Genomic DNA, 14,514 nt, shown 5'->3' with positions numbered 1-14,514 from the left:
GCGGATCGGCGGTCTGGCGCGGGTCCCGGCAAGGAGGACGGATTCATGCAGCCACCGGAGGGCATCCTGTGGATCTTCCCCTTGCTGGGCGGCGACTTCTGGCCCAAGGGCGATCCCGAGGCGCTCTTCGCCGAGGCTGATCAGTGGCAGAACCTGTCCAGCCAGATCGCCGCGGCCGGCGGCGGACTGCCGGACCTGGTCCGCAACGTCAACACCAACCTGACCGGCCCCGCAGGCCGGGCCTTCGTCCGCTGGGGCCAGAAACTCAGCGGCTTCGAAGGCGACCTCGGCACCATGGTCGCCAACCAGGGCGAGTCGCTGCGCCAGTACGCGGTCAACCTGGAAAACGCCCAGTACTCCCTCATCATCCAAACCGCCTTCACCGCAGCCGAGATCCTCTGGGCCATCGCCGACCCCTTCACCGCGCCGCTGGTCCCGGAAATCCTGACCCTGGGCCGCATCGCGGTCCGCGAAACCCTGGAACGCTTCCTAGGCAAGGCCGCCACCCAGGCCGTGCTCGCCATTACTTCCGAAGCCGCCGAAGAAGCCTTCACCGCCTTCCTGGCCAGCGCCATCCAGAAGGGCCAAGGCCACGTCGACAACATCGACTGGAAGAGCGTCGGCCTGGGCGCGGCCATCGGTGGGGCGGCGGGGCTGGTCGGTCACGGGGTGCATCTGGGGATGCACAAGTGGGCGCCGAACGTGGCGAAGACCTGGGTGGGGGCGGGGATCACCGAGGCGGTCACGGAGGGTTTGGTCGGGCTGGGCACGATGCCGTTGGGTGGTGGGCTCAGTGGGGTTGGGCTGGGGGCGGCCAGTGGGTTCTTCACGGGTGCGGCTAGTCACGGGGCGCACAACCTGGGGCAGAACCTGCATGGGAAGTTCGAGAACTGGCGGAACGGGCCGCAGTTGCAGGGCGCGCCGAAGACGCCGGATGCGATCGCGCCGCCGGCTGCGTTGGCCGGGCCGGGGTCGGTGGGGCCGGTGGATGTGCCGGGTGGGCTTGGTGGGGATGGGCCGGGGAACACCGGCGGGACGAGTGGCGGATCCGGTGCAGGGGGCAATGGCGGACCGGGCTCGGGTGGCTCGAACCAGAACAATGGCGGCTCGGGCACGAACGGCTCCGAGGGCAGCGGTGGGTCCGGGACCAACACGCCGCTGAGCGGGTTCGGCGGCTCGAACAACAGCTCCGGCAACTTCGGGCAGACCAGGGACAACACCACGACCTCGCCCAACACCAACGGCACAACCCACAACTCCGGCGTGCCTGGCAATTCCGGCACGCCGGGCATCCCCGGCGGCCCGGGAACGCCCGGCGCCCCTGGCACTTCGGGCGGTTCGGGCACCCCCGGCACCCCCGGCGGTCCGGGCACTCCTGCTGACTCCAACACTCCGGGCACCACGGCTCACGGCACGGGCAACACCAGCACCGACGCCCCCGCCTCGCCGAACACCGGCCCAACCCGGGACATCACCTCCCACATCGAGGTCACCTCCCCGGCCACCAACACCCCCAACACCTCAACGCCGAACCCCAACACACCCGCCAGCACCACCCCGACACCGTCGAGCCCCAGCCCAACCCCAGCCACCAACACCGCAACCCCGTCGACGACCACCAACACCCCGTCGACCAGCAACGCAACGCCGTCCAACACCAGCGTGCCCGCCAACACCGCAACCCCATCGCCCTCCACCCCCACCCCCAACTCCTCTCAACCGTCCACAATCGACACCACCCCAAAGCCAACCCCCGCCCCCCAAGCCCCCACCCCCAGCATCAAACCCACCACCCCCACCGAAACCCCCGCCCCAACCACCACCCAACTCACCACCGCCACCACCCTCCTCACCCAGGCCAACATCACCCCCGCCCTCTCCGACAACCCCACCTGGCAACAACTCCACGCCAACCTCACCCACACCATCGCCACCACCCAGGACCCCGCCCTCACCACCAAACAACTCCGCGCCGAACACGGCGAACGCATCCTCACCTACCGAGCCATCGCCGCCGCCGACACACTGTCCAATCTGGACACCAAGACCCAGCGCCAAGCCAACAAAGAAGCCGCGAAACTGGTCAGTCAGCACCACCAGATCCCGCTCGTCATCGGCGAACCGAACGAGCGGCAACAACACAACCGGGACCTGATCGACCACGTCGTGACCGTGGTAGCCGCCGAGTACGCCCAGCACGGTCCGCAACGTGCCGCCGCGCTCGCCAAGGATCTGGCGCAGGAGTCCGGCACCGGTCGCAGAAGCGGTGGCCCCGGCGGGAATCCGGTTACCGTGCACGGGATTCCGCAGGTGCACTTCGGGCCGTTCCAGCAGCAGCCCGGCACCTGGGTGAACACCCGGTTCGCCCAGCTGGCGCGATCCGGCGGACCGAACTTCACTCCCCAGTCCTATGCGAACTTCCTCGCCCAGAGCGCGGACAGGTCCGAGATCTCCTTCGTGGTCAACGTGATCCTCCCGGCCAAGAAGGCCGGCGAGATCCCGGCGACCATCGCCAAGGTGCTCGAACAGTACTCGGGCAACCGGCGGGTGGCCTTCGTGTTCGGGGTCAACGGCAACGCCAAGGATCTCAACTCCTTGGCGAACTCCTTGCCGTACCAGCACATCGAGGCTTCCGGGGTGCCGGTCGCGGTGGTCCAGACCCCGCTGCCCACCGGGTTCCGCAAGTCCAAGGACAACTTCCCCTACGGCACCATGCGCAACGACACGCTGAACTCCGGGGCCACCAGGGGCGCGCTGGCCGGGCTGCTCAGCCAGGGCACGCACCCCTACATCTCGGTGCAGGATCTCGACCAGGGCAGCCGGACCACGCCTGCGGGCACGCACATCTTCGACCACTTCGACCAGATGACCGGGGCGAGGGGACACGGGGAGGAGCGGCTGGCGGCGGATCGGCCGTTGCTGATGGCCGGTGGTTACCGGCCGGGGCAGGGCAGCACGGTGCGGGCCAACACCCAGGCGGCGATCCTGGCCGATATGCAGACCAGGGACCGGCAGGCCGGTGATCACCCGTTGCTGCCGTACTCGCCCGAACCGAACCTGTACTTCGACGGCACGCTGCTGTTCAGCCAGCACGCCACCATCGCCTTCGGGCAGGGCGGCGGCGAGTTCAGCCACCTGGCCGAGCAGCTCAACCTGGCCTTCGCCGCCGAGCTGAACCACTACCACCAGTCCGGTGTGGACGTTCAGGTCTTCGGCGCCACCAGCAGTCACCCCGACCGCGGCCGCGCGTACCTGACCCAGTTCGAGGACGCGTCGATCGTCACCGATCTCAAGCGGTTCCAGTCCAAGTTCAAGGGCACCTACGGCACCCTGCCGCAGAGCCACCTCGGCCTGACCAACGTGGCCACCCAGTTCTTCGAGACCCGCAGTGCCAAGGGCGGCATCGAGATGTCCCCGTACCGGCACGCCTACCCGGGTGTCGCGGCCACGGATTCGCCGCTCGCGCCACGGGTCCAGCCCGGTGGTTCGAGTCACTGGCGGCCTGGGCCGCAGCCGTTGCGGACCACCGAGCACGGCACCGTCCCGGCCAACCACCAGCGCTGGGCGCCGCCGGACTCCGGGCGCGCCAACCAGCTCGGCGTGCCCGGCACGAACCTGATGAACCCGCGCATCTCCGCACCGCTGAGTGCGGGCGGGCACGCCGGGATCGCCGCGGGGGAACAGGTTCTCTCGGCGTGGAACACCGCGCTGTCGGACCCGTCCTCGCGGATCGTGGTGAAGTTCCAGAACTTCCAGCACCTGGTGCAGCCCAACCAGCAGCAGTCGCTGTGGACACCGCCGCAGCAGGTGGTCTTCGACGGCAACCGGATGTACGCCCGGCCGACCGGTCCGGCCACGCCGCCGGGGGTGGCGCCGAACACGTTGTTCGACGCGGTGTCCAGGGCCGACGGCACCCGCTCGGCCGGTGGCATCCGCCGGGACGCGATCGCGGTGGCCATCGCCGAGGGCGGCAACCCGGACTCGATCAACCGCCTGGTGCCCGGTTCGCTCCAGGAACAGCTGACCAACCACCGGGTCCAGGACGCCGACCTGGCGACCACCGTGTTGCAGACCGCGGGACTGCACTTCGACCCGAGTCCGCTGGGCGGGCAGCGCAACACCGAGGTGGCCAACGCGGTCGCGGTGGCGGGCAGACTGGCCGCGAGTGTGCTGAACCGGCGGGTGGTGATCACCAGCAACGGGCAGGAGTACTTCACCGCGACGCCGTTCCGGGACCGGCCGGTCAACCAGGCCGATGTGGTGGTGGACATGACGGTGGACCAGCACGGCCGGGTCCGGTTCCAGCCGCAGGCCGGGGGATCGGCGTTCGGCAACCAGCCGGACACCACGGCCAACGCGCAGCACCCGGCGCCCCAGCAGGCCCCGGCCAACCAGACCCCGCAGCCCGCGACGACCCCGCGGCCCGACCAGCCCGGCAACGCGAATCCCACCGAGGCGACCCCGACTGACACCCAGTCCGCCGACAACCCGCCGCTCAAGCCGAAAACCACCGTCCTCGACGACGAGTCCTGGCGGCACTACCCGGGCCCCACCGCCGACTGGATGTCCCCTGACCCCCGCCCCCTGCACCGCGACCAGTGGGAACACCTGCGCGCCACCGCACCCGTCAGCCACGTCGAGTCCGAGCTGACCGCGATCCTGACCAACACCAGCGCGGTGGTCGACGCCAACGGCCGCCCGCGGTTCGCCCTCAACTCCGAGATCGTCCCGGTGCGGCACGACGTGCGCCGGATCGAGGTCGAGCCGGGTCGCTGGGTCAAGGAGTTCACCCTCAAGGTGCACCTGACCGCGCAGGCCGGGGTGTCGCCGGAACGCCTGGACCTCGTGCGGCGCAACGCTCATCGCGGGGTGGACCGGATGTACAACCAGGGCTACCGGATGCCCGACGGCGATCAGTTCCACGTGCGGCTGGAGTTCGTCGAGCATGCCGAGGACGCCTTCCAGCAGGTGAACGTCTGGCCGAGTACCGACCGGTCGGTGCACAACCAGTGGGACGCCAACCTGCCGCCGCAGGACATCGCGCATGAACTGGGGCACTACGGCTTCGGGCTCTACGACGCCTACGACACCAACCTCGCCCTGCAGCACAAGCCCGCCGGATCCCAGCACCACGGCCGGGGCGGCAAGGTGGTCGGCGAGGTGTCCAACCGGGTCATCCGGGACGCCGACAGCGGTCTGATGTCCCTGTCCCACCGCCCGGACACCGTGTTGCGCCCCCGCGAACTGTGGCAGATCGGCCGGAACCTCCAGTCCACCACCAAAATCGTCCAGGACAACCCGCACGTGTCGCCCGGCCAGGGTGTGCCCATACCGGAAACCTCGCTGTACGCCAGGGCCGCCAACGGTGATCTCGACGCGACGATCGCCCTGGCCGATCAAGGTCACCAGGAGTCACTGCGCACGCTTGACCAGCTCGCCGTCGGTGGCAACCAGCAGGCGCACCACGCCCTGGTCGTGCTCGGCTCGCAGGGCGAGACGCACGCGCTGGACGCGCTGGTCCGGGCCGGGGACAACAACCCGCACCCGGAACTGGGTGGCCGCACCGCGGTGCAGGAGCTGGCGCAGCTGACCTTCCAGCCGGTGCCGCACCGGCAGGCCAAGCTGTTCCTGGAGAACCTGGCCAAGGACCGGAACCTGCCGACCCTGGTCGTCTTCGCCCAGCACGGCAACGAAGAGGCCCGCGATGAGGTCCGCAAGCTGGCGGGGGAGGGCAATCAGCAGGCGCTGATCGCGTTGGCGGACAACGGTGACGCGGTCGGCCTGGGCCAGTTGGCCAAGGCGGGCAACGCCGATGCCTACGCCGGGCTGAAACTGCTGGCGCGCAACGGCAACAACGACGCGGTCAAGGTGCTGGGCGAGGCGGGGGATGTGCCCGCGCTGGTCGAGGCCGCCACCGGGCCTGGGCCCGCCTACGACGCGGTCAAGGAGTTCGCCACCCGGGGCAATGCGCAGGCGGTGGCCAAGGTGACCGAGGCCGGGGACGTGCCGCTGCTGACCCGGCTCAGCCTGGACGGCAACCCGGATGCCAAGAACGGCCTGCGAACCTTGGCGGGCAACAACAACCCGGCCGCGCTCACCGCGTTGCGCGACCAGCAGGACATCACCGGACTGCTGGAAGTGGCGAAGAAGGGCAGTGCGGACGCGCACACCGCGCTGAAGCAGTTGGCGGGCCAGGGCAATGAGGCCGCGGTGCAGACCCTGGTGACCGCCGGGGACGTGGCCGGGCTGGTCGAGTACGCGGGCACGGACGGACCGGCCTACCACGCGGTGCGCGAGTTCGCCGCCAACGGCGACACCACCGCGCTGGCCAAGGTGGTCGACAACGCCGACGTGGCCACCCTGATCACCCTCGCGGACCGGAACGTGCCGCACGCCCAGGACGGACTGCGGCACCTGGCGGGCAACGGCAACGGGCAGGCCACCCAGGACCTGGCCCGGCGCGGGGATGTGACCGGGCTGACCACGTTGGCGCAGAACGGGAACGAGACCGCGCAGCAGGCGTTGTTCGCACTGGCCAACGGCGGGAACCGGGACGCGATCGTGGTGCTGGCCAACCTCGGCGACCAGAACGCCGTGCAGTACCTGGCCCAGGAGGCCGCCCGCAACAACAGCGCCTTCGGCACCACGGCCGCAAACCAGGACCGCCCCGAGCGCGACCTCCCCGCGCTGTTCCAGCGGGTCGCCACCGAGCAGAACCTCACCGGCACCGAGCTGGAAATGCGCATGTACCACCCGGCCGCCGCCGTGATGGAACTCGGCTTCACCGAACCCGACCTCACCCAGGCCCAGTCCTACCAAACGGCCCTGGCCAACTTCCAGGGCGTCTGCGGTGAAAGCTCGGCCCACCTCCGCGACATCTACTTCGCCAACCCCGTTCAGCCCCAGCGCGGCCTGGACGCCCTGGCCGCCGCCCTGAACACCCCCGGCGACGCCGCCATCCGGGTCAACACCTACGCGCACAGCTGGTTCGTGGAGAAGCGCGGCGACATCGCGCACCTCTACCAGAGCTACCTCGGCAGAGCCTCCTTGACCGAGTACCTCAGCAACCCGGTCACCCTGCCCGCGACCGAACTCCTGGCCAAGGTCAGCACCATCGACTCCGCCTACCGCAAGGCCATCGCGGACGGCGAGACCGTCGGCAAACAGGTCATGCACCCCGACGAGCAGCTGCTCTTCGGCGGGATCGGCCTCAACGCCAAGGACTTCACTCCCGACGGCGGCTTCAAGGTCGAGGTCACCAGGGACCTCGCCGACCCGGAGACCCAGCGGGACCGCCTGCGGGCCAAGCTGGACGAGAACAGTCGCTACTGGAACCACCTGCGGGACAACCACTCCCAGACCATCGAAGCCTGGAACAACACCTACTTCGAGGGCGGCCTGGACACCGCTATCGCCGAACAGCAGACCCTGGCCCACCGCGCCGAAGTCGCCGCCACCACACTGTCCACAATGGACGACGACTCCCGGGGGCAGGCGCTCGAAGCCGCGGCCACCATCGCCACCCGCTACCATCACGCGCCGCTGACCATGGGCGAACCAACCCCGGAACAGCAGCACCTCAAGGACGTGGTCGACCAGGTCGTCACCGTGGTCGCCGCCGAGTACGCCCAGCACGGCCCGGACCGCGCCGACACCCTGGCGCACGAGCTGGCCAAGGACTCCGGCACCCGGCGCACCCACGGCGGACCCGGCGCGGGCAAGAAGGAGGACCGCAAGGGCAAGGGCCGCGCCAATCCCTATCCCAGCCGCAACAACAACGGGGCCTCCTCCTCGCACAGCCAGGAACCGCCGACCGTCTACCACCAGGTCGGCCCGTACACGCCGCCGGCGGGCACCTTCGCCAACACCGCCTTCCTCGGTCTGGCCCGCACCGGAGGGCCGGAGTACAACCGCACCGACTACCAGAACTTCCTGCGGGAGAGCGCCGCGCAACGGCCGGTCTCCTTCGTGGTCAACATCATGCTGCAGCTCAACCAGCTGCACCGGATCCCGGCCACCGTGCACGAGATCATGCAGGGCTACCAGGGTGATCCGCGCCGGGTGGCGTTCGTGTTCAACGCCAACGCGACCACCGACTCACCGGAGTGGCAGCAGCACTGGAACGGCAACCGGGAGACCTGGCAGTGGCTGCAGGCATCGCTGTGGCCGATCGCGGTGGTCGGTGGCAGGCACGACGGGTTCCGCTACGGCTCGGTGCGCAACGATACGCTGAACTCCGGCGCCACCAGGGCCGCGCTGAACGGGATGATGCAGTTCGGCACCCACCCGTACGTCTCGGTGCAGGACTTCGACCGGGGCAGCCGGGTCACCCCCGGTGGCAGGCACGTCTTCGACTACTTCGACCGCCAGACCCGCGGCAGCCGGGACATGCCCGCGGAACGCCCGCTGTTGATGGGCGGCGGTTACCGGCCCGCGCCGAACTCCGGCTTCGAGCAGAACACCGAGGCGGCCATCCTGGAGGACATGCGCACCAGGGACCGGCAGGCCCGGATCGCGCCCACGCTGCCGTACGTGCCAGAGCCCAACCTGTACCTGGACGGCACGCTGCTGTTCACCCAGCACCGGCAGGTGGTCTTCGGTGACGGCGGGGCCGAGTTCGGCAGGCTCGCCGACACGGTCGGCCGGACCTACGCCGACGAGCTGAACCACCTGCGCGCCAACGGCATCGACGTGCACACCGACCAGAGCAACAACCGGCACCCCAACCGCGGCCGGGCCTACGTGGTGCACTTCGAGGACGCCGCGATCGTCACCAACCTGCAGCGCTTCCAGGACGAGTTCACCAGCGGCGGCCGCCAACCGGCCCGCGGCAACCTGCCGCAGTCGCACGTGCCGCTGGGCAGTGTGGTGGACCAGTTCTACGTGGACAAGGACGCCAAGAAGGGCGTGTCCGCCTCGAAGTACCGCGACTCCTTCCTGAAGAAGCTCGACCAGGACCAGCCCTTCGGCCCGCGCAGGCTGCCCGGTGGCACCTCATACTTCAACACCGGTCAGCAGCGGCAACGTCCCGAGCAGCCGCTGCCCAAGCACAGCTGGCTGCCGACCGCCCGGCCGGATCAGGGCCACCTGGGCAACCTGGTGCGCAACGAGCCCAGCCACCGGGTGTCCGCGCCCATGGGCAACGGCGAGGCCGCCGGGGTGCAGCCGCACCACAAGGTCCTGGCCGCCTACCTGATGGCCACCTCGGACCCGGCCTCCACGCTCACCCAGCAGATCCACCAGCTCGGTCTGCAGCTCCAGCTCGGCGATCCGCTGAACCAGCAGCCGCAGGTGGTCCGGGACGGGTTGTTCGACCAGGTCGGCCGGGCCGCGGGCACCTCCGGCGAGGCGATCCGGGCCGGTGCGATGCGGCTGGCGTGGGAGCTGGCGGTGGCCGAGACCTCCGCCCAGGCGATGATCCCCGGTTCGATCCTGGACCAGCTGCACCGGGCCCCGGTGCGCGGCAACGGCAACCTGGTGGTCGCGCTCGGCCAGACCAGCCGGTTCCAGTACGAGACCCGCACCAGCACCGGCGATGCCCAGCGGGACCGGCGGATCGCGGCGCGCAACGAGGAGGTGACCAACTCGATCATGCTGGCCGCCCGGCTGGCAGCCACCGACCAGCAACGGCAGATCATCATCCACCACCCGCGGGTGCAGGGTCCGTTCATCACCGCCAACCCGTTCAACGCCCAGCCCGCCCAGCCCGCCCTGGTGCTGCGGATGATCATCGACGACAGCACCGGCCGGGTCCGGTTCGCCGTGGTGCCCACCTCGGTGTTCGGCAACCGGCCGGAGACCGAGGTGCTCCGGGACGAGAGCTGGCGGGACTTCCCCGGCCAGACCGCGGACTGGATGACACCGGACCACCCGGTGCGGCCGGAGCTGTGGGCGCACCTGCGTGGCACCGAACAGGGCAGTTTCGCGCAGGTGAGCACTGAACTGGCCGGTGTCAAGGTCCAGCAAAACCTCGCCGACCGACCGGTAGGTAGGTTGTCCGGCGAGATCGTCGAGGTCCGGCACGATGTGCGCCGGATCGAGGCCGCGCCGAGCCGCTGGGTCACCGAGTTCACCCTCAAGGTGCACCTGGACGCCCAGCCGGGGGTCACTCCGGCGCAGCTGGACACCGTGCGGCGCAACGTGCACGCGGGCGTGGACCAGTTCTACAACCGGGGCTACCGGCTGCCCAGCGGCGACCAGTTCCACGTCCGGGTCGAGTTCACCACCGATCCGACCCAGGCGTACCAGCACGTGCGGGTGCACCCGGACCTGGACCGGATGACCCACCAGGACTGGAGCGTCAACGCCGACCCCAAGGACCTCGCGCACGAACTCGGTCACGCCGGGTTCGGCCTGCACGACAGCTACCACCACCCCGGCCTGGCCCTGCAGGACAAGGCCGCCGGGAGCCAGCACCTGGGCGCCGACGGCCGGCCGGTCGGCGAGGTGCGCAACCGGGTCGCCGGGCCGGGACAGCAGGGCCTGATGTCCGGCGCGGACTCGCTGCGGCCCAAGGAACTCTGGCGGATCGAGCACAACCTGGTGGCCAGCAGCAAGATCATCCCCGAGACGGCCTACACCGCGCCCGCGGTCGACCCCAGGGTGGCCAAGGCCGACCCGCTGGTCACCACCGACTACACGATCAGCGTCACCGGCAGCGAGGTCCCGTTCCGCCGGTTCGGATTGCCCGGCACTACCGACCGTTCGGTAGGCGACACCGGCCTGCACCTCCAGCTGCTGCACCAGCCCGCGGTCACCGATGAGCACCCGCCGCTGCGGATCGCCGAGGACGGCAGCCTGGCCGTGGTGCACGACCCCGGCGTGTTCCCGCAGGAGTTCTTCGCCACCCAGGAGATGATCACCAAGTCGCAGCACGCGTTGCGCGCGGCGGACAGCAACGTCCGGCTGACCCCGAACCCGGACATCACCATCACCCTGTCCCACCAGGGCAAGGCGCGCACCCTGGTGCAGGTCCGGCCGAGCTTCACCGGCACGCCGCCGCCGGATGTCTGCCGGGACGCCACCGCCGCCGTGCTCGGCGGCCAGCCAGACCGGATCGTGCTGCGCGGCAACGGCCCCACCGTCGCCGCGCGGACCAACTCCGGCAACAGCACCGAACTCACCGGCACCCACCACCTGGCCGAGGCGCTCATCGACGCGGTCGAGCACGCCGAACGCACCGGCGGCCCGGTGCGGCTCGACCCGGCCACCGCAGGGGACGCGGTGCACCGGGACGACCGGCCGGTGGTCGGCGTGGGCACCGCGCCCGCGCCGGGACAGCGTTACGGCAGTGCGCAACGGACCACAGTGGACAATCACGACCGCCGCGAACTACTCGGCGAGGCCGCCGGGCAGATCGGCGTCAACCAGCACGCCTGGGCGCGGATCGGCGAGGGCTACAGCGTGCACTCCATCGCCGGGATCGACGCCGAGGGCGAACGCGGGCTGGACACCAACCACGCCCGACCGGACAACAACCGGGTGCCCTACGGCTACCACTTCGGCGCGGTGGTCGCCGAGAGCGGGGACACCCGCACCCAGCTGACCTTCGAGAACTTCAACCGCACCGGCGGCACCAACCGGGCCGCCCAGGCCGCGGTCGAGCACAACCTGACCGCCCTGTCCGGCAAGTTCGACGAAGCCGAGGCCAATACCACCGGCCTGGAACAGCACCTGGTGCGGGAACTGCGCGAGCTGCACGACCTGCGGGCCGCGAACGCGCCGGCGGAGCAGCAGCGGCGCCAGGCCAACACGGCCAGGGACCTGCTGATCGCCGCCTCGAAACTGCCCAGCCCGCCCACGCTGTGGCACTTCCAGGCATTCAGCAAGCGGCCGGGGGAGAGCTTCCACGAGCAGAAGTCCAAGCTGCGCGCGGACGAGCCGATGTCCTCCATCGTCAACCCACTCACCTTCGTGGTGCTCGGCGGGCACGGCAAGGACCAGCACGGCGTCACCTTCCCCAAGCACGGCAAGGACATCGACGGCGGTGAGCAGCACAGCCTGAACCAGTTCGCCCGCAAGGTCGCCCGGCAGAGCGTGTGGCGGGACAACCAGCAGCTGCCCCGGCCAGAGGTCACCGTGACCGGCTACGGCAACGCCTGGCAGCCGGGCAGGGCCAAGGACACCGGCCAGTCCAGGGCCGAGCAGACCAAGCGGCAGTTCACCGGACAGCTGGACCGGCACGTCGCCGACCTCACCGGCCAGCCCCAACCGAACCCGGCCGAGGTCACCGTCACCGCCGCGAGCGCTGGCCGCGGCACCCCGCCCAACCTGCGGCCCTACGGCGACCAGGACCTGTCCAGTCGACGTAGACAAGCCGTGCTCAGCCTGTCCGTGCGCGAACAGGAAGCGCCGGAGTTCATCGAACGCGGCTCGGCCGCCTCCAAGGCCGCCCAGCCGACCGTGCTCACCGGCCTGGACCACACCGGGGCCGAACAGGAGTTCAGCCTGGCCGACCTGGAGGTCAGCCTCGCCAAGGACGGCGACCGGGTCAAACTGCTCAGCTTCCGCCCGCACGTGCAGGCCGAGCACGCGGTGGACTGGGCCGGGCACCGCACCGCCGAGCACACCTACCCGGTCGACCCGGACAAGCACCCGGACAGCGACGCCCTGCGCCGAGCCATCCGCAAGCAGGACGTCAAGTCCCAGCCGCTGCCCTGGGCCGGGCGCAGCCCGCTGTTCCTCGACATCGACGGCACCCCGACCCGGTTCACCGTGCAGCACAAGGACCTCGGCCCGCTGTCGGTGGACCCGGCCACCCTGGCCGAGGTGCTCCGCCAGTCCGGCCACCACACCGAGGGCAGCGAGCTGGACCTGGTGCTGCTCACCAACTCCGGCGGCCTGGTCAAGGGCGAGACCGGCAGCGCGCACGAACTCGCCCAGCACCTGGGCGACAAGGTCGCGGTGCACGCGGCCAGCCGCCAGGTCGAACTACTGCGCGAACCCAAATCCGTCGACCCGGACCGGCCCGGACTGGTCGTCACCCTCGGCGGTGGCCGCTGGTACACCTTCCGCCCCGGACCCGGCCTCAAAACCGGCTCCGGCACCTACCTCGGCTACACCGCCGAGGGCATCCCGCGCCGGTTCGATCTGTCCACTGTGGACGTGACCCCGATCCTGGACCGGCAGGGCGAGGTGCTCGGCGCCAGCTTCCGCAAGGCCCGCACCGACTCCGCCATGCTCGCCGAGGACCAGCGCATCGGCCAGGCCCGCGGCCCCGCCCTCGCCGGCTACGAAGGCCCCGGCGGCCTGCCGAAGAAACTCGGCCCCGTCGACCACCTGACCGCCCCCTGGTCGGGTGAACGCGCCGAACCGTTCCTGGTCTCCGGGCACGCAGGCGAACACCTGCTGCACCTGGACGAGAGCCTGCTCGTCGACGGCGAGACCCTGGCCAGGGTGGTCGACGACTGGCACCGGCTCTACCTCGGCGTCGGCCTGGGCGAACGGCACCAGTCGGTGATCCTGTTCGCCTGCTCCACCGGCGGCCTGCCCGGCCCCGGCGGCGTCGCGCACGACTTCTCCCGCACCCTGCACGAGGGTGGGGTGCGCCGGGTCTACGGCGCCACCAAGAACGTCGTCGGCCGCTCCACAGTTCCCGGTGACCCCGGCCGTCGCTCGTTCGTGGTCCGGCACGGCGGCACCTGGGAGACCTTCCACAACGGACTCGCCGAGAGCACCTCGGAAGGTCAGCTCGCCCGCGCCAAGGACCTGTTCGACCTGCACGGCCTCACCGATCCACTGCGCGGCCACCCCATCGCGCTGGAGACGCTGACCGAGCAGACCGTGCAGACCTTCGCCTACCTCGACCCGGCCGAGGTCACCCAGCAGGTGGAGCGGTACGCGATCGCGGCCGACCTGATCCGCCGGGCGGGCATACTCGGCCGGGTGCCCGACGGCGGCGACATGCTGATCCTGCTGCAGAAGATCGAACAGCTCATCGACAGCCAGGGCGTGGCGGCCGCGGAGGCGCAGGTCCTCGGCGGCAAGCCGGTCAAGCAGGAGGTGGCACCGTGACCGAACAACACTGGGTCTACCTGGTCGACCCGGACTGGCGAGGCGGCCCCGACGGCGGAGAGCCCCCGGCCACCGCGGTCACCGGCGGCTGGCTGGTCGAGGCCGACGGCCGGATCGGCGCCTTCCACCCCAACCCCGACTACCTGCCGGCCGGACCGGACTCGCCGACCGACCCGGTGGACGCCGCGCTGCGCCGCCTGGACGAGGGCCTGCTGGACGCGGAGGCGTTCTTCGCCGTACTGCGCACCGGGATACTCGGCCTGGCCGTGGACCAGTCCGAGGAACCGGTGGTCGCCCCCGCCCCCGACGACGTGCCCTCGCTGCTGATCACCACCGCGCCCGCGCACCGGCCCAGGGTCGGCGCGGCCGGCTGGCGGGCGGTGTCGCTGACCGAACTGGCCCTGCTGCTCACCGAGTACCAGGTGGACCTGCTGATCAACCCGGGCGCGCCCGCCTCGCTGCGGCTGCACGGCGCGGCCGTGGTGCGCGCGGCCGGCTAGC

At 70.6% G+C, this 14,514-nt stretch carries 2 protein-coding genes; both read left to right on the top strand.

The features are described 5' to 3' along the window. Positions 1–45: 45 nt before the first annotated feature. The gene (locus HNR67_RS30150; protein ID WP_185005564.1) at positions 46–14,013 is read left to right on the top strand and encodes a WXG100-like domain-containing protein; all 13,968 of its coding nucleotides are present in this window, start codon (positions 46–48) and stop codon (positions 14,011–14,013) included. Continuing rightward, positions 14,010–14,513, top strand: a complete 504-nt coding sequence (locus tag HNR67_RS30145; protein WP_185005563.1) for a type VII secretion system-associated protein — start codon at positions 14,010–14,012, stop codon at positions 14,511–14,513. The genes HNR67_RS30150 and HNR67_RS30145 overlap by 4 nt, the downstream gene beginning before the upstream one ends. Position 14,514: the final 1 nt, after the last annotated feature.

It is taken from the genome of Crossiella cryophila (genome assembly GCF_014204915.1).
Taxonomy (GTDB): Bacteria; Actinomycetota; Actinomycetes; order Mycobacteriales; family Pseudonocardiaceae; genus Crossiella; species Crossiella cryophila.
Note: the sequence above shows the minus strand (reverse complement) of the source record. Positions and strands in the feature narration are given on the sequence as shown.